Consider the following 23,727-nt stretch of genomic DNA (forward strand, 5'->3'; position numbering starts at 1 on the left):
TAGTTTAGGAGAAAAATGAAGAAAAATAAAATTTTATTTTTATCTTTAGTTAGTGTTCCTATAGCAGGAACTGTAGCATTTTTATCAGCAAGCTGTGGTAATACAGAAGTTAAAAAATGAAAGCAAGATAATTTAAGTAGAATTGATAATGTTTTGGGAGATACAGAAAAAAATGATTCTGTTATTTCAGATCAATCTTTTGATCAAAAACAAAGACAAAATTTAAAGAAATTAATTGATGAAATTAAAAATAAAAAACAAGAAATAGAAAAATCTAAAAAAGCAAAAGAAGAATTAGAAAAAGAAATTAAAAAACAAGAAGAAGAGTATAAAAAAATTCTTAAAGAATATGATGAAAATCTTAAAAAGAAATCTATTGAAGAAGTTAAAACTTTAAAGGAAATGTTTTTTAATAAAGCATATTGAGATTTTGCTAAAGACCAAAAGATTTTTAATGAAGCAAAAGAAAAAGAAATTAATAATCTTTTTAATGATTTATACACAAAACAAATTCTTCCTATTGTATCCGAAATAGAAAAAGGGAATAAGGTTTTTGAAAATCATAAAGTATTAATCTCTTTGATAACAAAATACAAAAATTCTATCAATAATAATTTAAAACTTGTTTATGAAAATTTTGTTAAAAATGAAAATAAAATTTTAGAGGATCTTTCTAAGAAATTTGAAATTGAACAAATCAAAAAAGAATTAGTAGAAGAACATTCATCTTCATTAAAGGCTTCTTTTGATGAATTAACTGCTAAATTTAAAGAATATTTATTATTTATTAAAAGCAATAATTTAGTAACAAATAATGAAAATGATCTTTCTATTAATGGAGAAAGTTTTGTAAAAGAATTTACAAATGTTATTAATTTATATCATTCATTTTTAGAAGCAATGTCTTCATCTATTTTAACTACTAAAATAGATAAAGCTAAAGAAATTGTTAAAAAATATAATGAATTTATTGATAAAAAAGAATCAATTCAATCAGACAAATTAAAAGAATTGTTTAAGAAATTTTCAGAAAATACTGATGAAAATCAAGTAGAAACTTTATATAAAGAATTTACATTAGAACTTAAAAATTTTGCTGCTTCTTATGTTTTAGTAGAACAACAAAAAACTTTAATTAAAACTTATTTATCAAAAATTGAAAGTGAAAAAATTGTTGAATTAGCCCATAAAATAGGCTATAACGACAAAAATATTTCTGAACAAATAGATAAAATTAAAGCTTCTTATAAAGAAGAAAAAAACTTTGTTTTCTTAATTTCGAAATTAAATAAATTAAATGAAATCTATAAAAATGTAACTTATGTTAATGAATTAAATGAAATTAATGAAATTATTTCTAATTCAGAAAATAAAATAACTTACATCATTAAAAAATCAAATCATGAACCTGTTAAAACATTAGCTCCTGATTTTTATGCTAAATATCTTGAATATACTAAAAACAAAAGAGATGTTTTTACTCCTATTCAAAAATTAAAAGAATATAAAAATTATTTATTAGAAAAATTAAAGGTGATTTTACCAGCTGTTAAAGAAAAAGAAAATGAAGAAAAATTATATGAAACTTTAGATAATGCTAAAGCAAGAGTAAATAAAGAAGTAGATGAGCAATTTGTAGTTTTTAAAAACTCTTTAAAAGCACAATATCCTGCTAAAGCAGAAATTATAGAAAATAATATTTCTACATTGATTCAAGCTCAAAAGAATGTCTATACAGCATTATTTAGAGCATTTAAAGAACCTTTAGCTAACATTCATTTTCATCCTAAATATTTTGAATTAATTTCTGATGCAATTCATGATGCTTCTATTTTAATTAATGAAATTACTATTCAAGTTATGGAAGCTGCTTTAAAAACTTCTTCGCAATCTTCAGGAACAAATTTTTTAGAAGATGTTGCAACTCCAGAATTAATTCAAAGTATTAAAAATAAAGCAGTAGCTTTCTTCCAAAAAAGTCAAGCTGCTATGACTGAAGCATTTAAAGCTATTTTTGAAACCTTTAACGATAATGATAGTCTTAAAAAAGATGGAGTTACAAAAATTAAAGAAATAGTAGATGTATCTGTTAAATACTATGAAGAAGAAGTTCCAAAATTAGTTGAAAAGATTAAAAATCAAGAATTACCTCACTTGTCATTGGGAAATTTTGATAAATTAAAATTAGAATTAGCGCCTTATGGTCTTATGTTTGATAATTTATGAAAAGGTCAATATGAAAGATTGTATAAAATTTATCCATCAGGTTCAAAAGAAATGAAAGCAATTTTAAGAGAATTTGATAAATCTAGATACCCTATATTAGATGCTGCTAAATCAATAGGTAGTGAATTAATAGGACTAGGTCAAGCACATAGAGAATTTTTCAATAAAGTAAGTGAAGGTTAATAGGAGAAAAATGACTAAAAAACAAAAAATTATTTTAGGAACCGCTATTCCTTCTGGAATAATTGCTGTTGCTAGTATAGCTGTAGTTGCTACATTGCAAGTTCCTTCTATTTCTGCTAAATTATTATTTAATGAATGTAATAATTACTATCAACCATTAAGAGAAAAACTTGATGCTTATGTTAAAGATAAAGCAGCAATTGAACAAATCAAAAAAGATTTAGAAGCTAAAGAAGAAAAATTACAAAATGAATATAATGTTGCAACTGGTGAAGACAAAAAAGCAAAAGAAAAAGAATTAAGTGAAATCAAAAATCAAAAATCAAAAAATAATGAAGAATGACAAAATATCACTAAAAAAGTTTTAACACTAGGCTTAAATTTAGAAAGAATTTTTAAACCAATGGAAACTACTTGAAAAAACATTGAAGAATTAGAAAAAAAACATATGATGACTTCCAAATTATGAAGTGCTTCAAAGAAAGTTTTACAAAAAGTTAAACTTGAATATGAAGCTTGAATTCTTCAAGATTTCAGAAATATTATCTAATATGAAAAAAATAATTTTTGTTGTAGATATGCTAAATGGTTTTGTTAAAGAAGGAAGTTTAGCATCTAAAAACATTGCAAAAATTGTTCCTAAACAAGTAAGTTTTTTAAATAAAAATAAAAATATTGACAATTTATTTATTTGTGATTCTCATCGTAAAGATGATATAGAAATGCAAGTTTATCCTTTACATTGTTTAAAAGGAACTGATGAAGCACAAATAATAGATGAGTTAATGCCTTTTGTAAAATCTATTATGCCTAAGAATTCAACTAATGCCTTTCATAATTTGAAAAATTTAAATTATGAAAATTATGATGAATATGAAATTATTGGTTGTTGCACTGATATATGTATTTTACAATTAGCTCTTTCATTAAAAACATATTTTAATGAAAAGAAACAAAATAAAAAAGTAATTGTATATAAGAATTTAGTTTCTACTTTTGATGCTAAAAATCATAAAGCTTCTACATACCATAAGATGGCACTAAATATAATGCAACAAGCAGGAATTATTATTAAATAAAACATATTGTTTAAAACAGTATGTTTTATTTAATTCCTTATTTTATAGGTAAATAAGGAAAATTTAATTGATTTAATTAGATATTAATTAAAAAACAAAAATGCAATTAATTTTAATATAAAAATTTCTCAATAAAACACATTATATTTAAAGACTTAGCAAAATAATTTTATTTATAATATATAAGTTATGTTTTTTAATCTTAAAATAATCACACACACACACACACAATTATTTATAAATAATTTATTGTTATTTTTAACATCGCCTATTTCTATGAGATGGGCGATTTTTAAGTTAGATTAAAACATAGCAATTTATAAATTTATAAAGGAGAAAAAATGGTTTTAGAAACCAAAGTAATAAATACAAATCTATATTACTCATTGGATCAACAAACCACTATTGATTTTTATTCTTGTTTTGGATGACAAACAATAGGAGTTACTGACACAAGAGTAACAATGAATAGAGATAATAATATTAATCATTATTTAGAATTAGTAGCTTTAGAAAAAGATTTTACTAGACATTTAAATTTAATGAATGCTGCTTTTTTAAAAAGTAAATTTGTTTTCAAAATATTTTTAATCTTATTTTTATTATTGATTTTTCCAGGAATACTTTATATAATCAATATTAAAAAATGAGAAAAAGTATTTTTTAAAGAAAAAGAATTAATGGTAAACACTACTGAAAAAACAAGAGTTTTATTTTATACTGATAATTAATCTATATTTAATCAAGACTTTTTGTCTTGATTTTTTTTATATTATTTACATATATAATATTTATGTATGGGGGTGTAATGGCTTCGACATGCAATGGCTGTTTATTAAATCAGTGGTTTTGCAAACCTTAATGCTACTAGGCTTTTTATGTGCAAACAAAAAAACCAGTGAATATGAAGAATATTCACACCTTGCTTTTGTAAACCAAAATCAAGTTCGTGCTAATCTTTCTTTTGCTTAATTGCTAAGTAAGTCATCTAATGAATTTTCCTCAATTTATTAGATGGGTTTAGAGGATATATTATAAAGAAACATTTTATTTATGATGAATTTTTAATGTCGTTATTATAAGAGTTTTAGAAAATTTTGTATTGTAATTTTCGTTAAGCCTAAAAATATTCTAAACTGTAAGAAGTTTAGTAAATAAGTTGTTGTGTGGACTCGGGTTCAATTCCCGACATCTCCACCATTTTTTTATACTTTTTTGATAAAATTAAAATTATGAATAATGATGAAAAACAAACAAATAATTTAGAACATTTTGATGTTAAAAATGATAATTTAATAAAAAATAAAGAATCTGCGGATTTTTCTAAATTTAAAGCTGAAGTTATGGATATGGATGATATATCCAAACTAAATAAAGATAATTTACATTTAAAAGTTAATGAAGCAATGAGAGAATGTTATAGTGATCCAAAGGTTTTAAAAAATTATCGCAAAAGAAGAGCTATATCTTCTATTATTTTAATTATTTTAATTTCAGGGTTAATTACAGCACTAGTTTTTTTATCATTATTAGTTTATTGATATTCTAGGAGATAGAAATGCTTAATGAAAAAATACAAAATTATCAAAGATTTGAATTAGAAACAATAATAAAAGATAAAGATTTTGATTGATTATTTTCTCATTTAGGTGGCAAAGAAGAGTATGAAGAATTCAAAAAATTAACCATCAATAATCAAAAAGATTTTATTTTTGGACATTTATTAGGTAATGGGTTTTTTAAAGATGCTATTGAAGGAACAATGATAAAAAATAAGTTAAATCTTAGTTTGCCTCTTGTTCAAAATATAGATTTTAAAATTAATGATCAAGAAAAAACTCTTTGATGTAAATATGCTATTTATACAATTCCTAATTTAGAATTGGAAAGTAATCCTTTAGCTTATTTAAGATTTTTAAATGAAGATGACTATAATATTGGAGAATTTAATTCTGATATTAAAGATTTTGATTCATGATTTATTTATAAAGAAGAAACAACTTCTCCAGAACGGGTAGTTACATTAGATGATGATGTCTATTATTCATTTGAATATATTGATAAAGAAACTCAAAAACCATTTGAAAAAATGGTTGGTTCAGAAGAAGTTTGTTTTGCTAATGATCAAAGTAGTTTTGCTAAAATGCTTCAAGGTAAAAAAATTCATAGTAGAACTTTATTTGATGATGAATTTAAATTTATTGATGAATATGGTAAAAAAATAATTATTGAAACTTATTTAGTTATAAATAAAATTGTTGAAAATAAATTGATGTCTTTAAATAAAGAAACCTTAAAAAAATTAAATATAAATAGTACTACTAAAGAAATAACTAAAAAACAAATTAATGAATTAGCAATTAAAACTTATGCTAGTCAAATGGAAAAATTGTTAAAAACAATTAAAACAACTTTTTCAAAAGTTAATAATTTGAAAAATTTTCATCCTATTGCTAGTTTAGTGGATTTAATTGGTAGAGGAACTGATTTAGAGAATTTTGATCCTGATATGATTATTACATATGATTTAGCTGAAAAACCAGAAATGAAACAATATCATATTGATATGTGGTTAGACTTCTTTTATAAAAAACAAGAAACAATGTTATATATGATAACTAAAAAGAAAATATGACCAGAAACAAATTTAAAATTTACTAAAAAACAAAGAGAAATTTTAATAGATTTACTTTTTTCTAAAGACCCTGATGAATATGGTATGGGAAGAGAAGTTCATTTTGAAAGTGAAGAAGAATACAATCAATTTTTAGATAAATCTTTTCTAACTATTGAATCTATTTTTTTTCATTTAAAAACAGCTAAACCAAATATTTTTAAATATTTTAAAGAATTAGAAAAACATTTAGAATAAAAAATTAGGCTTAAGCAAAGGCCTAATTTTTATATTAAATATTATTGAATGTAACAATAACTACTGGTTCTTTATCCATTACCTTAAAAATTCTTTTTCTAATTTGTCTTCTTAATCTTTCTTGAATATCTCTTAGTCCATTAAAACTTTCAGTGGTTAATATATTAGAAATTGTAGATTTAATTAATTCAGTAGTTGCTTTTTTATCTTCTTTGCTAATTACACCTACATAATTAATTTGTAATTTACCGGTTAATTTTTTGGTTTTTGAATTATATAAAGAAGTGATTAAAATAACTCCTTCTCTGCCTAACATTTCTCTTTCTGCAATAACTTCTGAAGAAATATCACCAATACCAAAACCATCTATAATGGTATCTCCAACTTCTTTTACTTTACCATTAGTTGACGCTAATTTTCCATCTATAAAATGGGCTATTTTTCCATTTTGTAAAATCAAACAATTGCTTTCTTTTAATTTAATAGATTCACACATATATTTACCAGCATCCACTAAATATCTATATAGTCCTTGAATAGGAATGATATATTGAGGTTTTATATTTTGAACAAGATTTAATAAATCTTCTCTTGCTGGACGATGACGATAATATTCATTTTGGTCTACTTCAACTATTTTAGGAGTAATTCTTGCTACTTCATCTAAAGCCACCGCTAAAAGAGATTCAAGACCATTAACAGGAGGAGCAATCATCATTACCACATCAGAAGGTTTAAGAGTTAAAAAGACATCATTTTTGTCAGTTATTCTTAAAAAACGTGAATAAAGTCTTTCAGCAGAACCGGTTATTAATATAACTGCATTTTCTGTTTTATTAGCAGTTTTATAATCAATAATTTCAGGAAATTCAATTTTAGGATGAATTTTTCTTATTAAATATAATAATTGACCATAAGTTTTTCCATATGTGATAATAGGTCTTTTTTGTTCTTTTGCTAAATTTAAAATTTGGTTAATAGCAACCATTTCCTCATCATAAGCACCAACAATTATTCTTTCATTTGGTTTAGCTTTTTTAAAGGCTTCTTTTACAGATAAAGGAAGACCTATTTTATCAATAGCTTTTCCTGAATGGTTTGCCATTCCAGAATCAACCATTAAAGCCAAAATTTTTCTATTTTTTGTTATTTTTTCTTTAATGTTTTTAAATTGAAGATTCCCATAAATGTTTAAATTTCCTTCAACAAAATTACTTAAAAATAAAATATCCCCATCTTTTGTTACAAAATCAATACCAAAATGCCCTGGCATTGAACCAGCTAATTCAAATGCATTAACTTTTACTTCTCCAAAATCAAGAGGTTTATTAACTAAATGTATTTTATAACTTACTTCACTAAGCTTATATTTGCTTAATCTATCCAAAATTAAAATTTTATTAAAAGCAGATGTATATATGTTTAAATCAGGTATTTGCATTAATAATCAAGGTAAAGCAGAAAAACTTTCATTTTTAACATCAGTAATAAAAATACCTTTAATTTTGTCTTTATTTTTAACTAAATATGTGAAATTTGGGATTAAAGTATCAACACCATTATTAGAATTAATAGGCACTTTTGTACCAGAATTTATGATAAAAATTTGTTCTTTATATTCTAAAACATAGCAATTTTTACCATTTTCATCTAAACCACCAAGAGCAAAAACACTTATATTAGTCATTTATTTGTTCTCCTTATAGTATATTAATTTTCATTATTTTTATAATAAATTAAAGTTATATGACATATTTCATACATATGAAAATACCTCTTTATTATAAATGATTAATTACTATTTTTTATAAATATATAATAGATAATATTGTAGAAAAACTAAATTTTAAAGTTAAAAATATATAAAAAAATTACAAAACAATGCTTTTTAGTGTATTTAAGATTATTAGAAACATAATGTTATTAAAAAAACATAATTAAAATTTTTTATAATGTAAAAAACATAATTTTAACAAAAGTAAAAAGTTAAAAAATGTTTAAAAAAACATTGAAAAAATGACTTTTTACTTTTCTTATTATTTAAGTTCCTTATATTAATATATTAATAATTAAAATTTTAATTATTTACTTATTTTTTTAAGGTTTTGTAATAGAATATTAACGCAACTATTACTATGAAGCAAAAGGTTGTTACTATCACAAAATTATGTTGTAGAGGTGGTAGTAAGTAATTTTTGTGGAGTAAAGTTCATTAATGAACGAAAGGATACAACAATGAGTAAATTAAATATCAAAATTAAAAGTTTTGATCATGCTCAAGCTGATTTTGCTGCTAAAAAGCTTGTAGAAGTTGCAGAAAAAAATAAAGCTAAAGTTAGTGGCCCTATTCCTCTTCCAACCAAAAGAGAAGTAGTTACAATTTTAAGATCAGTACATGTTAACAAAAAATCACGTGAACAATTTGAATCTAGAACATTTCAAAGATTAGTTGTTATTAGTGATTTTGATGATAAAGCATTAGATCAAATCAAAAGATTGGAATTACCTTCTGGTGTTTCAATTAACATTACAACTAAATAAATCTGACTTGCTATAAGCAAGCTACAGTCGTTATAAATTAAATTTATAAGAGAAAAATTTTCATAAGGAGAAAATGATGAAAGGAATCTTAGGACGTAAGATTGGAATGACTCAAATCTACACTGAACTAGGTTTTGCTATCCCAGTTACTGTAGTTGAAGTTCAACCAAATGTTGTTACTAAAATTCTTTCAAAAGATCAAAATGGTTATGATGCAATTCAATTAGGAGTTTTTGATAAAAAATCTTCTAGAACAAATAAACCAGAAAAAGGTCATTTTGAAAAAGCTAAAACAACACCTAAGCAATACGTAAAAGAAATTCGTAATATGTCAGGTTACGAATTAGGTCAACAAGTTAAAGCAGATATTTTTGCTGCTGGTCAATTAGTTGACGTAACAGGAACTTCAAAAGGTAAAGGTTTTGCTGGTACCATCAAAAGATGAAACCAACATATTGGTCCTAAATCACACGGTGGTGGTGGTGGATCACAACCTGTTAGACAAACTGGTTCTTTAGGGGACATTAGTGGAAATAAAGTTGTTAAAGGTATGACAATGCCTGGTCAATTAGGAAATGTTAGAACTACAGTTCAAAACTTAGAAATTGTAAAAGTTGATTTAGTAAATAATTTACTTTTAATCAAAGGTTCAATTCCAGGAGCTAAAAATTCTTTTGTAACTATCAAAGAAGCAATCAAAGGTTTACAAGCTCATGAAGCTATTAAACTTGTTGATATGAAAGAAGTTATGAAAATGAATGAGTTAATGGAAAAAGCTAAAAAATTCAATATTGAAGTTACAGTTGGAATGAATTCAACAGAATTAGAAAAGTTGATTTTAGATGCTGAAGCTAAAATGGAACAAGAATCTAAAGAAGGAGATAAATAATGGCTGAAGAAGTTAAAAAAGAAAAAGCTACTAAAGCTGCTCCTAAAAAGAAAACTGTAACCAAAGTTATTGGACCTACTGAAAAAGATAAAAAAGCTGCTAAAAAAGCAGAAAAAGTTAAAGAAGCAGTTAATGAATTGATTGATGCTTTAACTTCTTCATCTTCTATTGAAGTTGAACAAGCTGAAAAAGCAAAGAAAATTGTTGCTAAAATAACTAAGAAAAGAGCTGTTGAAAAAACAGAAGAACCTAAAAAAGAAGTAAAACCTAAGAAAACCACAATTACCAAAAAATCTACTAAAGCTGCTGAAACTAAAGTAGAAGAAGTTAAAGAACCAAAAATTAAGAAAACCACAACCAAAGCAACAACTAAAAAAGTTGCAGAAGCAAAACCTGTTGAAGAACCTAAAAAAGAAGTTAAAGAAACTAAAGTTGAAAAACCTGCTCCTAAAAAAGCAGAAAAAGTTTCTAAAAAACAACCTAAAAAAGTTACCTTGAATTTTGATAATTCAAAATTATCAAAAGAAGTATTTTTCTTAGAAAAAATATATGAACAAGCTATATTTGATACTATTGTTGCAGATAGAGCTTCATTACGTCAAGGTACACATGATGTTAAAAACCGTTCAGAAGTTTCAGGTTCAGGTAAAAAACCTTGAAAACAAAAAGGAACTGGTAGAGCTCGTGCAGGTTCATTAAGATCACCTGTTTTTGTAGGTGGTGGTAGAGCATTTGGACCTACACCAGAAAGAAATTACACTCTTAAAGTAAATAAAAAAGTTCGTAAATTGGCATTAAAATCTGCTTTAACAATGCTTGCCGCTGAAAAAGCAGTTGCTGTTAATGATTTAAAACTTGAAGGTATTTCAACTAAAGAAATTCTTAATAAGTTAACTACTTTAAAAGTAAATAAATTAAGAACTGTATTAATTGTTACAAATGACGAAATTGTTTATCGTTCAGCAAGAAACTTACCTAATGTTTCTATTTGTAAACCAACTTCATTAAGTGTTGAATCTTTAATTGGTGCTGATGTAATGATTATTTCAAAAGAAGGTTTAGAAATTGTTGAAGGGAGACTTAAATAATGGAAGTAACAGAAATTATTAAAAAGCCTATTCAAACAGAAAAAACCAATTTATTACAAGCAAACAATAATGTTGTAACTTTTGAAGTTAATTGATATGCTAACAAATATCAAATAGCTCATGCAGTTGAATTTATTTTTAAAGTAAAAGTTGATAAAGTTAACATCATTAAAGTTGGTAAAAAACCAAAACGTGTTGGTAGATTTAATGGTTTTACCAATAGATATAAAAAAGCTTATGTTTATTTAGCTAAAGGAGAAAAAATTAATTTCTACCCAGAAGAAGCTAAAGAAACCAAGAAAAAAGTTACAGAAAAATCAGAAGAACAAGTTAAAAAAGAAAAAGCAGTAGAAGAAAAATTAGCTGCTAAATTATCTAAAAAAACTTCTTCTGAAAAAGAAACTGTAACCAAAAAAGTTGCTTCAAAAGCTGCTCCTAAAAAAGAAGGAGAAACTAAAAAAACTACAGTTAAAAAAGCAACAACTAAAAAAGAAGAAAAATAGTGGAAAAATATTTGCTTAGAAGAAAAATCCACATCTATTTTTAAGCAAGGAGAAAATTCAATAATGGCAATAAAACATTACAAGGCAACTAGTAATGGTCGTAGAAATATGTCTGCCCTTGACTACAAAAATAATTTAACTGGTCATGCTCCTGAAAAGTCATTGTTAGTTCAATTAAAATACAATGCTGGACGTAATAACCAAGGAAAAATTACTGTACGTCATCATGGTGGTAGAGTAAAAAGATACTACCGTTTAGTTGACTTTAAACGTAATAAAGACAACATTCCTGCTATTGTTAAAACTATCGAATATGATCCAAATAGATCAGCAAACATTTCTTTAGTTGTTTATGCTGATGGAGAAAAAAGATACATTTTAACTCCTAAAGGAATTCAAGTTGGACAAAAAATTATTTCAGGTAATGAAACTGATATTTTATTAGGAAACTCATTACCATTAGCAAACATTCCTGAAGGTACCTTTGTTCACAATATTGAAATGCAACCTGGTGCTGGTGGAATTATTGCTAGAAGTGCAGGAACTTCTGCACAAATCTTAGGTAAAGATGAAGATGGTAAATATGTTGTTTTAAAACTTAAATCTGGTGAAACACGTAGAATACTTTCACATTGTCGTGCTACCATTGGTGAAGTAGGTAATGAAGAACACTTACTTGTTAATATTGGTAAAGCTGGACGTAATCGTTATTTAGGTGTTCGCCCTACTGTTCGTGGTTCTGTAATGAACCCAGTAGATCACCCACATGGTGGTGGTGAAGGTAAACAACCAATTGGACGTAAAGCTCCTCTTACCCCTTGAGGTAAAAAAGCTCTTGGAGTTAAAACAAGAAAAACTAAGAAATCTTCAAATAAATTAATTATTAGAAGAAGAAAGGATACTAAATAATGGCTCGTAGTCTTAAAAAAGGACCTTTCGCTGATGAATCATTACTCAAAAAAGTTGATGCTATTATAGAAAAGAAATTACCTAAAAAACCTATTAAAACTTGATCAAGACGTTCAACTATCTTCCCAAGTTTTGTTGGTTTAACATTTCAAGTACATAATGGTAAACAATTTATTGATGTATATGTAACTGATGATATGGTGGGACATAAATTAGGTGAATTTTCTCCTACTAGAACATTCACAGGTCATGGTGCTGATAAAGGTAAAAAATAGTTATGGCAAAAACACAACAAGTTAATAAACCACAAGCAAAAGCACATGTTTATATGCAAAGAATTTCTGCTAGAAAAGCAAGATTAGTTGCTGATTTAGTAAGAGGTAAAAGTGTTGCTTTAGCAAATGGTATTTTAAATAACACTGATAAAAAAGCATCTGAATTAATTAGAAAATTATTATCATCAGCTATTGCAAATGCTACCCATAATCATGGGATGGATGCAACTAAATTATTTATTAAAGAACTCTTAGTTAATGAAGGACCTACTTTGAAGAGATTTCAACCTCATTCAAAAGGAAGCGCTTTCAAAATTTTAAAACGTACTTCACATATATCAATTACTTTGGAAGAAGGAGAATAATTTATGGGACAAAAAGTCAATCCAAATGGTTTTCGTTATGGTGTAACTAAAACCCATAATACTATTTGATTTGCTGAAAAAGCTAATTATGGTTCATATTTAGTTGAAGATGCAAAAATCTACAAATTTTTTGATAAATTAGTACGTAAATATTCAATTGGTAAAGTTGAAATTAAAAGAAATCAAAACAACAAAATTACCGTATATGTAAATACTGCTAGACCTGCTGTAATTTTAGGTGAAGGTGGTAAAAACATTGAAGCTTTAACTTTACAAGTTAAAAAATACTTAAAAAATAAAAAAATTGATATTAATTTACAAGTTGTTGGAATTGATAAACCAGAACTTAATGCTCGTTTAGCAGCAGAAGCAATTGCTGTTAAATTAGAAAACCGTGAAAGCTTTCGTATTGCTCAAAAACAAATTATTCGTGATGCTTTAAAAGCAGGAGCAAAAGGTATTAAAACCTCTGTATCAGGACGTTTAAATGGTGTTGATATGGCTAGAACCGAAGGTTATTCAGAAGGATTAATGAGATTACACACTTTAAGACAAAAAGTTGATTATGCAACTGCAACCGCTAGAACTACTTATGGTGCTATTGGAATTAAAGTATGAATTTCATTAGGTGATATTTTGGAAGGAGATGAAAAAAATGCTTCAACCAAAAAGAACTAAATATCGTAAACCTTTTTTAAGACCATATAATAAAAGAAAAGCATACCGTGGTAACACTGTTGCTTATGGTGAATTTGGTTTGCAAGCAGCAACTGCAAGTTTAGTTGATGCTAGACAAATAGAATCAGCCCGTATTGCTATTACTAGACATATGGGTCGTGAAGGACAAGTTTTTATTAGAATCTTCCCTCACTTTGCTAAAACTTCAAAACCTATTGGAGTTCGTATGGGTTCTGGTAAAGGTAACCCAGAAAAATGATATACACCTGTTAAAGTAAATACAGTAATGTTTGAAGTTTCAGGTGTTTCAAAAGAAATGGCTTGTGAAGCTTTAAGATTAGGTGGACATAAATTACCACTTAAATGAAAAATTGTTGCAAGACAAACTGAAGAACAAGCTAAAGCAGAACAAGGAGGTAATAATTAATGCTTTTCAAAGATATTAGAGAAAAGTCAACTGAAGAATTAAATAAATTATTAGTTGATTTAAAAGCTGAATTATGAACTCTACGTTTTAAAAATTCAACTGGTCAATTAGATCAATCTCACAAAATTTCAGCTGTTAGAAAAGATATTGCTAAAATCTTAACCATCATTAAACAAAGAGAAGGGGAGGCTAAATAATTATGGAAGAAAGAAATACTCGTAAAACATTAGTGGGTAAAGTTGTTTCTGTTAAAGGAACTAAAACCATTACTGTTCAAGTTGACACCTATAAAGCTCACCCTTTATATTCAAAACGTTACAAATCAAGTAAAAAATTCTTAGTTCATGATGAAAATAATGAAGCTAAATTAAATGATATTGTAACTATTATGGAAACTAGACCTTTATCTAAAACCAAACATTTTCGTTTAGTATCTATTAAAGAACATGCTATTGAAGGAGCAAATTAATTATGCTTATAGAATTATCAAAAGCAAATGTTGCTGATAACTCAGGTGCTAAAGAAATTGGTGTAATTAGAATTTTAGGTGGTTCAAGAAAAAAAATCGCTAATATTGGTGATGTAGTTATTTGTTCTGTTAAAAAAGCTTTACCTAATGGAGCTATTAAAGAAGGACAAGTTGTTAAAGCTGTGGTTGTGAGAACCCGTTATGGAATTAGTCGTGCTAATGGTTCACATATTAAATTTGATGATAATGCAGTTGTGTTAGTAAAAGAAGATGGTACTTTAAGAGGAACTCGGGTATTTGGCCCTGTTGCTAGAGAATTACGTGATACTAAATATAGTAAAATTGTTTCTTTAGCACCTGAAGTACTTTAGTAAGGAGATTTTATGAATAAAATTAAATTACGTAAAAATGATGAAGTTATCGTAATTGCTGGAAAAGAAAAAGGCAAAATCGGTAGAATTGTTTCATTAAATCATAAAGCTAACACTGTAATTATTAAAGATATTAATAAAGTAACCAAGCACAAAAAACCTTCTCAAACTGATACTGAAGGTGGAATTAAGGAAGTTGAAGCTCCTATTAATGCTTCAAATGTTGCTTTTTTAGTTAAAAAAGGCACCAAAAGTACTCCTGCTACTTACACAAAAATTGGAACAAAAGTTAACAAAAATGGAACTAAAGCAAGACTTGCTAGAAAAACCAAGAAGGAAATTTAATTATGGATTTGAAAAAACACTATGATTCAAAAGTTGTTAAAGAATTAACAAACTTATATAAATATTCTTCTTTAATGGAAGTTCCAAGAATTGAAAAAATTGTTTTAAATATGACCGCAGGAAAAGAAGTTTCAAATTCAAAAGCAATTGAAGAAGTAATTAATGAATTAACAATTATTTCTGGTCAAAAACCATTTGAAACTAAAGCTAAAAAATCAAATGCTTCTTGAAAATTACGTGAAGGTATGCCTATGGGTGGTAAAGTAACTTTAAGACGTACTAGAATGTGAGATTTTCTTGAAAAATTAATTAATGTAGCTATGCCTCGTATTCGTGATTTTAGAGGTGCTAACCCTAAATCATTTGATGGTAGAGGAAACTATATGTTAGGTATTAAAGAAGAAATTATTTTCCCTGAAATTGAATTTGATAAAATTCGTAGAATTAAGGGATTAGATGTCCAAATTATCACTACTGCTAAAACTAATAAAGAAGCTAGAAGTTTATTAGAATTAATTGGTTTACCTTTCGCAAAAGGAGAAAAATAATTATGGCAAAATTATCATTAAAAGTTAAAGCAAAACGTCATCCTAAATTTTCTACCCGTGCTTATACACGTTGTGAATTATGTGGGCGTCCACATGCTGTTTTAAGAAAATACAAAGTATGTCGTATTTGTTTCAGAAATTTAGCTCATGAAGGAAAAATTCCAGGCATGAAGAAAGCGAGTTGATAAGATGTTTTTAACTGATCCTATTTCAGATATGATTGTGCGTATTAAAAATGCTAATCAAAGAAAACATAAAAATGTAGTTATTCCTTATTCAATGGAAAAAGCCAAAATTTTAGATATTCTTTTAGCAGAAGGTTATGTTCAAGCAGTAAATGTTATTGGCGAAAAAACCAAAAAAGTTTTAGATGTTACTTTAAAATACAAAGGTTCTCAAAGTGCAATTATTGACATTAAGAGAGTTTCAAAACCAGGTTTAAGAGTTTATGTAAAAACCAACGATTTACCTAATGTTATTTCAGGTTATGGTACAGCAATTATTTCAACTTCAAAAGGAATGATGACTGAAAAACAAGCTAGAAAGGAAAATGTAGGTGGTGAAGTTATCGCTTACATTTGATAGGTAATTTACTATGTCTAGAGTTGGAAATCGTATCATTAAAATCCCTACAGGAGTTGAAGTTACTTTAAATGGAACAACTTTAACAACTAAAGGTAAATTAGGAACTTTAACTAAAGAATTTTCAAATTTAATTGCTATTGTTATTGAAAATAACACAATTGCTACTGTAAGAGCAAATGAAGAAAAACATACAAAACAATTACATGGAACTACTAACTCTTTAATCTCTAATATGATTAAAGGGGTTTCAGAAGGCTTTAAAAAAGAATTAGAAATTAAAGGGGTTGGTTATAAAGCAACTCTTAAAGGTACTGTTTTAGAATTAGCTGTTGGTTATTCTCATTTAGTTAATTTAGATATTCCTCAAGGTTTAACAGTAGTTTGTCCTAAACCTACTGAAATTACCATTAGTGGAATTGAAAAAGAATTAGTTGGTCATTTTGCTTCAATTATTCATGATGTTCGTCGTCCTAGTCCTTATTCAGGAAAAGGAATTGCATATAAAGGTGAAAAAATTCGTCGTAAAGAAGGAAAAACTGCTTCTAAATAGTTGCAGTTTAAAAGGAGAAATATTATGGTTTCAAGAAATGATGCTCGTAAACATAAACATTTAAAAATTCGTCAACATCTTTCAGGTACTGCTAAAAAACCTAGATTATGTGTTTTTAAATCTCACCAAAACTTTTATGCTCAATTGATCGACGATACCAAAGGAAATACTTTAGCAAGTGTTTCAACCTTAGAAAATGGAAAATATCATGGAAATATTGCTTCTGCTAAAGAAGCAGGAGAAAGAATGGCTAAATTAATTACTACTTTAAAAATTAAAGAATTAGTTTTTGATCGTTCAGGTTATATTTATCATGGAAGAGTTAAAGCTTTTGCAGAAGCTGTTAGAGAAAATGCTAAAGGAGTTAAATTCTAATGAGTGAAAATCAAGAAAAACAAGTTAAAAAACCTATGGTAGAAAAATCTTCACATGCAACTAAAGAAGTAGTTAACAAAAATCCTAGATTTAATAATAAAATGAATGACAAAAACAAACAAGATAACAAAGAACAAATTTGAGAAAAAAAACCTAATAACAATCGTAATTCTGAAAACAAAAATAAATCAAAAAACAATGGTGAAAACTTTAATTCAAAAACCTTTGATGCAGGATTAAAATTAACTGAAAAAGTTATTGATATTGCTAGAGTAACAAAAGTTGTAAAAGGAGGAAGAAGATTCTCATTTGCTGCTTTTGTTGTTGTTGGTGATCACAAAGGTAAAGTTGGTTTTGGTCATGGTAAAGCTAATGAAGTTCCAGATGCAATTAAAAAAGCAGTTAAAGATGCAACTAATAATTTAGTATCCGTTCCTATTTTTAATAAAATCACCGTTCCACATGAACAACAAGCAAAATTCTTATCATCAAGAGTATTATTAAAACCTGCTCCTAAAGGAAAAGGAATTATAGCTTCTGGTACTGTTCGTGCTGTTGTTGAATTAGCTGGTTATACTGATATTTATACTAAAACTTATGGTTCACGTTCAAAAGCAAATATTGTTAAAGCAACTGTAAAAGCTTTACAAGCAATGCGTATGCCTGAAGAAATTGCAGCAATTAGAAATAAAGATGTGAAAGATCTATTATAGGAGATTACTATGGAAAGAAATTTACATTCATTAAAACCTGCTGAAGGTGCTAGAAAAGATAAACACCGTGTGGGTAGAGGTCATGCTGCTGGTAAAGGTAAACAAGCTGGTAAAGGTCAATCAGGACAAAATAAACGTAGTGGACATCGTTTAGGATTTGAAGGGGGTCAAACTCCTTGATTCCGTAGAATTGGTAAAAGAGGATTTCAAAATGTTAACCATATTGAATACCAAATTATCAATTTAGATACTTTAGAAAACAATTACAAAACAAATGAAATAGTTAATGCTGAAAGTTTATTCAAAAAAAACATTATCAAACGTAATTTACCTATTAAATTATTAGGTAATGGAAAATTAACTAAAAAATTAACTATTAGTTTACATGCTATTAGTGCTTCTGCTAAAAAAGCAGTAGAAGCTGCTGGTGGTTCTGTAGAAGTTCTTTAATAAACCTATATAATAATTAACATAAAAAAACGAAACACATAGTTCATTCTAGCTATGTGTTTTTAAATTACCTTTTCAAAAAAGTTAGAAAAATGCAATTTAACCCCTCTTTTTAAGTTAGAAAAATGCAATTTTTATACTATAATTAAGTTAGAAAAATGCAATTTTTATTTATAAAGACTATTTTATAAAACTACATTAGGAAATTAAATATGTTAAAACGAAAGATTATAGAAACTATAAGAGAATGATATAAAGAAAGCAAAAGTGCTCTTCTTATAGATGGTGCTAGACAAATAGGTAAAACTACAATTATTAAAGAATTTTTAAAAGAAACTAAAAATAATGTTGTTGAATTAAATCTCATAGAGAACAAATTAGCTTTAGAAGCATTTAATACTGCAAAGGATTCTAAAGATTTGCTGTTAAAGATTTCTTCATTATCTCAAACGAAAATGATTGAAAATAATACTATTATTTTCATAGATGAAATACAAGAAGCAAAAGATGCTATTACTCCTATTAAATTTTTAATTCAAAACTCAAAATATAGATTCATTTTTTCTGGTTCTTTATTAGGTATAAAAATGAATGAGATTTTGTCTATACCAGCTGGTTTTTTAGAAACAATCCAAATGTATCCTATGGATTTTGAAGAATTTTTATGAGCTATAGGAACAAATTTAGAAACAATTAAATATTTAAAAAATTGTTATGAAAAAGTAGAACCTATTGATGAAATTATTCATAAGAAATTTTTAAATTTATTTCATATATATTTAGTAATTGGAGGAATGCCAAAAGCAGTTACCACCTTTGTAGAAACTAATAATATATATAATGTTAATCAAAATTTAAAAGAAATAGATCAATCATATAGATTTGATATTTCTAAATATGGAGAAAAAGATAAATTACTTATTCAAGATATCTATGATTTAATTCCTAGTGAATTAAATGCTCAAAATAAACGTTTTATACTTAAAAATTTAAATGAAAAAGCAAGATTTTATCAATATGACACTTCTTTTACATGATTAAAAAATAGTGGGGTTGGATTATTTGTTTATAACGTTAATAATCCTACTTTTCCACTTTTAGTTAGTAAAGAAAGAACACTTTTTAAACTATTCTTATCTGATATAGGTTTATTGACATATAAAATGTATGAAGGTAATCAAGTAAGTATATTAAATGAATATGTTGGTAATTATGGAAGTATTTATGAGTCAGTTGTTGCTCAAGAGTTAAAAGCACATAATTATAATTTATATTATCATTCAAATAAAAAATATGGAGAAATTGATTTTCTAATTGAAAAAGAACATAAAGTAATACCAATAGAAGTTAAAAGCGGAAAAGATTATAAAAGACATTCTGCATTGAATAATTTATTAGATGATAAATTATTTGGTTTAGAAAAAGGATATGTTTTATGTAATGGTAATATTGAACAAAAAAATAAAGTTATTTATTTACCTATATATATGATTATGTTTATTCAACCTAAACCAATTGATAAAAATCAAATTATTGATTTAAAGTTATTAGAAAATTAGATTTTAGATAAAAATTATAAATTCTAAAGGTAAAATGTTCCTTATCTTAAGTTTTCATTAAAAATATTAGTTTTGAATTTAATATTTTTATAGATTCAAGTTTCACAATTTTCAGTTTATTTTTGTTTATATTGATTGTATAAATTTTTTATTTTATTTTCAAATTCATTTAAATCATTATAAAAGTTATTTTCATAGTTTTTATATTTTTCTTTTATAGTATTTCACAATTTAATTATCTCTTGTTCCAATTCTTCTTTTGCTTCAATATTAGATTTTCATAAATTGTTTATTATAAAATCATAAGTGAGTTTTATAGCACTGTTTTTTGTCGACTTTATTTTTATGTTTTTTAGATTTTGGAATAAAACTTTTTCACAAATATCCACCGCTATATAGAAAGGGTTTAAAAAATTCTTTTTCAATTTTTCTAATGATTGATCAATATTAACTAAATCAACAAAAAATATTCTAATGATGGTTTCGGGTTTACCAGAGGAATTTTTACTTATAAAGTATATTTCATTATTTTTCTCTTCAATATTATTTTTGACAAATTCTGCATTTAAAGGATATAAAAGTCAAATTTCTAAGGCATCATATTTTTGACTATAAGCATACATTTGATACATGTCTTGTTGAGAAATATTATAGTTTTTATCAGGGTTATTAATAAGATTTTTTCACTTAGTATCGATAATAATTTTTGAATTATCATCTCTAGTTATAACTATGTCAGGTTTTAAGTGAAATTTTTTTGGTTCTTCAAATAATTCATATGATCTATCCTGAGATAAAATTTTTCAATTTTTCATTTTTTTATCATTATTAATAATTTTTTTTATATGAAAAGCAATATATTCTTCAAATAATTTTTCCATAGGGAAAAGCAAAGATATTGTTTTAAAATTACCAGAAAAAGTTGTAAAACTTTGATTTTTTAAAAAAGCTTTAGATCATTTTAAAATTAAGTCATATTCTTTTAATTCTCTAGTTTGAGAAATCAAAGAAAAATCTTTTTCATAATCTATTGAAGGGTTTACAAATTCAAAAAAATTTAATAATTGTGAAAGACGTTTTTTATTTGTGGAATTTTCGGATTTAAAATATATTTTTAAAAGCGTTGATTTAATAATTCTATTTTCAGGTCTATTAAGTTTAAAATCACAGAAATTACAATAAAATTTTTCTTTATGTGCAATATTTTTAGTAATGTGTTTTTTAATATTTAATTTACCTTTAATTTTATGTATGTTTTCACTACAAAAAACATAATTTGATTTCAAACCTTTTTTGACTAATAAATCAACTTCATTTATGTATATGCGGATATATATTTCATAAATACTTAATTTATCAATATCAAGACTTGTACCACTAAAGTTTTTACTAATTAAATTTTTCATAGATTCTAACATTTTAATAAAAACTTTTTTTGTTATCTTTTCTTCTTCTTTTTGTCCACTGTTCGTATATACTTTCGGTAAAATTTCAATTTGGTTTCTTTTTTTGTTTCTATTACACCAACATAATTTTGAGGAATCATCACAGTTCCTATATTTTTTTCATATTTTACTTTAACGATGTCCAAAGGTTCATTATTTGTACCAAGATTATTAAAACCTGTAATAAAATTATGAAAATCATCAAAAAAATCTTTGTCTATAACAAAATATTTTTCTGGATTATTGATTGATTTAGAATAAGTAATTTTTGTATATTCTTTTACTGAGATTTTTTTCATAATTTTTAATATTATTCTTCTGGATCTGTTTTATATATGTTTATATAACTATCAGGATTGTCAAAAGCATCTTCATTAATTTCATATATTTTTTCTTGTATATCAAGAGAATCATCGTTTAGTTTAGGAAAAATATTTTTGTTAACATATTCAATAGATTGAATAAACTTATTTTCATCTGTTTTTTGATAATCTCCTAGCACCATTTGAATTTTATGATAATCTTCATAAAAATATTCTTGCAGCAAAGGAATAATTTTATTTTTAAATATCTTTTTTAAATCATCAAATGAAGAATTTTCATTTGCTAATTCCATAAAATAAGTATGACCAATTGTATGTTCACGATCATATAGTACTTCTATTCTTTTATTAATTGTTTCTAGCATTTCTTTTAAATTAATTTTAGAATCATTGATCTTAATAGTTATATTTTCAAGTTTATTTGCATCAGGCATCATTTCAATAAAATCAAATCTTCTACGTAAAGCAACGTCTATCATACTAATAGATCTATCAGCAGTGTTCATAGTTCCAATAATGTAAACATTTTTAGGAACACTGAATTTATTTTTATCGCCAGAGTAAGGTAAAGTTACAATAATTTGATTATTTTCACCAGCTCTTTTGGAAGGTTCAATTAATGTGATTAATTCACCAAAAATTTTTGATATATTACCTCTATTAATTTCATCAATAATTAATGCATAATTATTGTTTTGATTTTGTCTTGCTTCTTCACATATTTTTTTAAATATTCCAGGTTTTATTTTATATTCTATATTTTTTGTACTAGTTTCAGGTTTTATACCTTCCACAAAATCTTCGTAATCATAAGATTGATGAAATGTAGTGAATCAAATATTTTCTTCTTTATTTTCACATATTTTAAGTGCCATTTTTTTAGCGCTATAGGTTTTACCTGTTCCTGGAGGTCCAAACAAAATATAGTTTTTGCTTTTTAGATCAAAAACTATAGCATTTTCTTCTTTAGTATTTAATTTGTTATTATATGCATCAAGTGAAAATTGCGGAAAATCTATATTCAATTCTTGTTTTAATTTTTTACACAATTCTAAATATTTTGGTGATTCTTCTTTAGATAAAGTTTTTTTATCAGAATCTCTTAATATATTTTTATAGTATGAATTTTCACTAATGTTAAGTAATTTTTTTATTTCTGACATATTATTTTTTTCTAAACTAATAAAATGATTAGGTCTTATTCAAAATAATCCTATAGTTATCATCCCTTTAATGTGCTTACTATTTCATGCCTCCAGTAAAGAGTCATTAAAATACTTTTCATTTTTTTCGTTATATTCATCATTCTCAGCTTTAGTAACTTTTATTGTTGATTCGAATATTTTTCAAAATTTTTCATTAATATCTTGCTCATCATTTATAAATAATTGTCATGCGAATACCGTAGGAATTCCTTTAAGATCTTTAGGGAATAAATCTTGATTAATATGAAAAATTTTACCTATATATTTTGCTATATTGATATTCTATTGTAAATAGATTTTTCACTATTATTACTATAATTAAATATTGCAAACAATGTAAAAGGATTTATATCTTCATAATTTTTAAATTTTTCTTCAATATGTTTTTCTATAATTTCTTCATCTTTATTTTTACTTATATTATTTTGTAATATAAATTTTTTTAAATTAAAATTCTGATTTTTTTGTTTCTCATCTAATAATTTATTTGTAAGTTCTTGATAAAAGTTTATCCAAGTAAACTTATTTTCACTCACAAGAGACTTTGATTCATTTTCTAAGTTTTTTTTCATTTTTTCTTTCTAATATAAATTTTATTTTTTATATTTAATTATGTATTTAATTAGTATTGTTTATTTTATTTTTGGAATTTATAATTTGAAATATCTTCATAAACTTTTGCTTGTAATATTTTCTTGTCTTCATTTATATATTTGTTATTAGTATTTAGAATTTTAATAATCGTTTCATAGAT

At 25.4% G+C, this 23,727-nt stretch carries 32 protein-coding genes and 1 other RNA gene; 28 read left to right on the top strand and 5 right to left on the bottom strand.

The window, feature by feature from the left end:
- The first annotated feature begins 15 nt into the window (after positions 1 to 15).
- From ACJA27_RS00410 to ACJA27_RS00440, 7 genes are all read left to right on the top strand, one after another.
- Positions 16 to 2,409 (top strand): variable surface lipoprotein, encoded by a 2,394-nt coding sequence (locus ACJA27_RS00410; RefSeq protein WP_406618032.1) that lies wholly within the window; start codon positions 16 to 18, stop codon positions 2,407 to 2,409.
- Between the two features lie 10 nt (positions 2,410 to 2,419).
- Complete coding sequence (locus ACJA27_RS00415) at positions 2,420 to 2,959, top strand: hypothetical protein (RefSeq protein WP_406618033.1); 540 nt, start codon at positions 2,420 to 2,422, stop codon at positions 2,957 to 2,959.
- Between the two features lies 1 nt (position 2,960).
- On the top strand, positions 2,961 to 3,488 hold the full coding sequence (locus tag ACJA27_RS00420) for a cysteine hydrolase family protein (protein WP_406618034.1): 528 nt from the start codon (positions 2,961 to 2,963) through the stop codon (positions 3,486 to 3,488).
- A gap of 341 nt (positions 3,489 to 3,829) precedes the next feature.
- Entirely contained in the window at positions 3,830 to 4,219 is a 390-nt protein-coding gene (locus ACJA27_RS00425) for a hypothetical protein (RefSeq protein WP_406618035.1), read from the top strand.
- A 68-nt stretch (positions 4,220 to 4,287) separates the two neighbouring features.
- Positions 4,288 to 4,688, top strand: a transfer-messenger RNA (tmRNA) gene (gene ssrA / locus ACJA27_RS00430).
- Positions 4,689 to 4,720: 32 nt separating this feature from the next.
- A complete protein-coding gene (locus ACJA27_RS00435; protein WP_406618036.1) occupies positions 4,721 to 5,044 on the top strand; it encodes a hypothetical protein in 324 nt (107 codons plus the stop codon).
- A 2-nt stretch (positions 5,045 to 5,046) separates the two neighbouring features.
- Entirely contained in the window at positions 5,047 to 6,360 is a 1,314-nt protein-coding gene (locus tag ACJA27_RS00440) for a hypothetical protein (RefSeq protein ID WP_406618037.1), read from the top strand.
- Between the two features lie 34 nt (positions 6,361 to 6,394).
- Here the strand turns inward: ACJA27_RS00440 and ACJA27_RS00445 are convergent, their stop codons facing one another.
- Positions 6,395 to 8,047, bottom strand: a complete 1,653-nt coding sequence (locus ACJA27_RS00445; protein ID WP_406618038.1) for a ribonuclease J — start codon at positions 8,045 to 8,047, stop codon at positions 6,395 to 6,397.
- A 548-nt stretch (positions 8,048 to 8,595) separates the two neighbouring features.
- Between ACJA27_RS00445 and rpsJ the strand changes: the two genes are divergently transcribed.
- The 21 genes from rpsJ to ACJA27_RS00550 all read left to right on the top strand — a co-directional run bounded on the left by rpsJ (position 8,596) and on the right by ACJA27_RS00550 (position 20,000).
- Positions 8,596 to 8,901, top strand: a complete 306-nt coding sequence (rpsJ, locus tag ACJA27_RS00450; protein WP_406618039.1) for a 30S ribosomal protein S10 — start codon at positions 8,596 to 8,598, stop codon at positions 8,899 to 8,901.
- Between the two features lie 76 nt (positions 8,902 to 8,977).
- Entirely contained in the window at positions 8,978 to 9,790 is an 813-nt protein-coding gene (gene rplC, locus ACJA27_RS00455; RefSeq protein WP_406618040.1) for a 50S ribosomal protein L3, read from the top strand.
- Positions 9,790 to 10,878 (top strand): 50S ribosomal protein L4, encoded by a 1,089-nt coding sequence (gene rplD, locus ACJA27_RS00460; RefSeq protein ID WP_406618041.1) that lies wholly within the window; start codon positions 9,790 to 9,792, stop codon positions 10,876 to 10,878. Before rplC ends, rplD begins: the two co-directional genes overlap by 1 nt.
- A complete protein-coding gene (gene rplW / locus ACJA27_RS00465; protein ID WP_406618042.1) occupies positions 10,878 to 11,381 on the top strand; it encodes a 50S ribosomal protein L23 in 504 nt (167 codons plus the stop codon). The genes rplD and rplW overlap by 1 nt, the downstream gene beginning before the upstream one ends.
- A gap of 63 nt (positions 11,382 to 11,444) precedes the next feature.
- Positions 11,445 to 12,290, top strand: coding sequence for a 50S ribosomal protein L2 (gene rplB, locus ACJA27_RS00470; protein ID WP_406618043.1), 846 nt, complete (start codon positions 11,445 to 11,447; stop codon positions 12,288 to 12,290).
- Positions 12,290 to 12,565 carry a 30S ribosomal protein S19 gene (gene rpsS, locus ACJA27_RS00475; protein WP_406618045.1) on the top strand — a complete coding sequence of 92 codons (276 nt, stop codon included), beginning with the start codon at positions 12,290 to 12,292 and terminating at the stop codon, positions 12,563 to 12,565. The genes rplB and rpsS overlap by 1 nt, the downstream gene beginning before the upstream one ends.
- Before the next feature lie 2 nt (positions 12,566 to 12,567).
- The gene (gene rplV, locus ACJA27_RS00480; protein WP_406618046.1) at positions 12,568 to 12,930 is read left to right on the top strand and encodes a 50S ribosomal protein L22; all 363 of its coding nucleotides are present in this window, start codon (positions 12,568 to 12,570) and stop codon (positions 12,928 to 12,930) included.
- A 3-nt stretch (positions 12,931 to 12,933) separates the two neighbouring features.
- A complete protein-coding gene (gene rpsC, locus ACJA27_RS00485; RefSeq protein WP_406618047.1) occupies positions 12,934 to 13,608 on the top strand; it encodes a 30S ribosomal protein S3 in 675 nt (224 codons plus the stop codon).
- Positions 13,586 to 14,035 (top strand): 50S ribosomal protein L16, encoded by a 450-nt coding sequence (gene rplP, locus ACJA27_RS00490; RefSeq protein ID WP_406618286.1) that lies wholly within the window; start codon positions 13,586 to 13,588, stop codon positions 14,033 to 14,035. Before rpsC ends, rplP begins: the two co-directional genes overlap by 23 nt.
- Entirely contained in the window at positions 14,035 to 14,232 is a 198-nt protein-coding gene (rpmC, locus tag ACJA27_RS00495) for a 50S ribosomal protein L29 (RefSeq protein ID WP_406618048.1), read from the top strand. The genes rplP and rpmC overlap by 1 nt, the downstream gene beginning before the upstream one ends.
- Positions 14,233 to 14,234: 2 nt before the next feature.
- On the top strand, positions 14,235 to 14,504 hold the full coding sequence (rpsQ, locus tag ACJA27_RS00500; protein ID WP_406618049.1) for a 30S ribosomal protein S17: 270 nt from the start codon (positions 14,235 to 14,237) through the stop codon (positions 14,502 to 14,504).
- 2 nt (positions 14,505 to 14,506) lie between these two features.
- On the top strand, positions 14,507 to 14,875 hold the full coding sequence (rplN, locus tag ACJA27_RS00505; RefSeq protein ID WP_406618050.1) for a 50S ribosomal protein L14: 369 nt from the start codon (positions 14,507 to 14,509) through the stop codon (positions 14,873 to 14,875).
- Positions 14,876 to 14,887: 12 nt separating this feature from the next.
- Positions 14,888 to 15,220 (top strand): 50S ribosomal protein L24, encoded by a 333-nt coding sequence (gene rplX / locus ACJA27_RS00510; protein WP_406618051.1) that lies wholly within the window; start codon positions 14,888 to 14,890, stop codon positions 15,218 to 15,220.
- 2 nt (positions 15,221 to 15,222) lie between these two features.
- The gene (gene rplE / locus ACJA27_RS00515; RefSeq protein WP_406618052.1) at positions 15,223 to 15,768 is read left to right on the top strand and encodes a 50S ribosomal protein L5; all 546 of its coding nucleotides are present in this window, start codon (positions 15,223 to 15,225) and stop codon (positions 15,766 to 15,768) included.
- A gap of 2 nt (positions 15,769 to 15,770) precedes the next feature.
- Positions 15,771 to 15,956 carry a type Z 30S ribosomal protein S14 gene (locus tag ACJA27_RS00520; protein WP_406618053.1) on the top strand — a complete coding sequence of 62 codons (186 nt, stop codon included), beginning with the start codon at positions 15,771 to 15,773 and terminating at the stop codon, positions 15,954 to 15,956.
- Position 15,957: 1 nt separating this feature from the next.
- Complete coding sequence (rpsH, locus tag ACJA27_RS00525; RefSeq protein WP_406618054.1) at positions 15,958 to 16,353, top strand: 30S ribosomal protein S8; 396 nt, start codon at positions 15,958 to 15,960, stop codon at positions 16,351 to 16,353.
- Positions 16,354 to 16,363: 10 nt separating this feature from the next.
- Complete coding sequence (gene rplF / locus ACJA27_RS00530; protein ID WP_406618055.1) at positions 16,364 to 16,903, top strand: 50S ribosomal protein L6; 540 nt, start codon at positions 16,364 to 16,366, stop codon at positions 16,901 to 16,903.
- 24 nt (positions 16,904 to 16,927) lie between these two features.
- Positions 16,928 to 17,278 carry a 50S ribosomal protein L18 gene (gene rplR / locus ACJA27_RS00535; protein WP_406618056.1) on the top strand — a complete coding sequence of 117 codons (351 nt, stop codon included), beginning with the start codon at positions 16,928 to 16,930 and terminating at the stop codon, positions 17,276 to 17,278.
- On the top strand, positions 17,278 to 17,991 hold the full coding sequence (rpsE, locus tag ACJA27_RS00540; protein WP_406618057.1) for a 30S ribosomal protein S5: 714 nt from the start codon (positions 17,278 to 17,280) through the stop codon (positions 17,989 to 17,991). The genes rplR and rpsE overlap by 1 nt, the downstream gene beginning before the upstream one ends.
- Positions 17,992 to 18,000: 9 nt before the next feature.
- The gene (rplO, locus tag ACJA27_RS00545) at positions 18,001 to 18,441 is read left to right on the top strand and encodes a 50S ribosomal protein L15 (RefSeq protein WP_406618058.1); all 441 of its coding nucleotides are present in this window, start codon (positions 18,001 to 18,003) and stop codon (positions 18,439 to 18,441) included.
- Between the two features lie 212 nt (positions 18,442 to 18,653).
- Positions 18,654 to 20,000 carry an ATP-binding protein gene (locus ACJA27_RS00550; RefSeq protein ID WP_406618059.1) on the top strand — a complete coding sequence of 449 codons (1,347 nt, stop codon included), beginning with the start codon at positions 18,654 to 18,656 and terminating at the stop codon, positions 19,998 to 20,000.
- A gap of 116 nt (positions 20,001 to 20,116) precedes the next feature.
- Here the strand turns inward: ACJA27_RS00550 and ACJA27_RS00555 are convergent, their stop codons facing one another.
- The 4 genes from ACJA27_RS00555 to ACJA27_RS00570 form a co-directional block, all read right to left on the bottom strand.
- Entirely contained in the window at positions 20,117 to 21,532 is a 1,416-nt protein-coding gene (locus ACJA27_RS00555; RefSeq protein ID WP_406618287.1) for an McrC family protein, read from the bottom strand.
- Positions 21,439 to 21,744, bottom strand: a complete 306-nt coding sequence (locus ACJA27_RS00560) for a hypothetical protein (RefSeq protein ID WP_406618060.1) — start codon at positions 21,742 to 21,744, stop codon at positions 21,439 to 21,441. Before ACJA27_RS00560 ends, ACJA27_RS00555 begins: the two co-directional genes overlap by 94 nt.
- A gap of 11 nt (positions 21,745 to 21,755) precedes the next feature.
- Positions 21,756 to 22,994, bottom strand: coding sequence for an McrB family protein (locus tag ACJA27_RS00565; RefSeq protein WP_406618061.1), 1,239 nt, complete (start codon positions 22,992 to 22,994; stop codon positions 21,756 to 21,758).
- A gap of 248 nt (positions 22,995 to 23,242) precedes the next feature.
- Positions 23,243 to 23,545: a hypothetical protein gene (locus ACJA27_RS00570; protein ID WP_406618062.1), complete on the bottom strand. Its 303-nt coding sequence runs from the start codon at positions 23,543 to 23,545 to the stop codon at positions 23,243 to 23,245.
- Positions 23,546 to 23,727: the final 182 nt, after the last annotated feature.

It is taken from the genome of Mycoplasmopsis lipophila (assembly GCF_045276895.1).
GTDB lineage: Bacteria > Bacillota_I > Bacilli_A > Mycoplasmatales > Metamycoplasmataceae > Mycoplasmopsis > Mycoplasmopsis lipophila.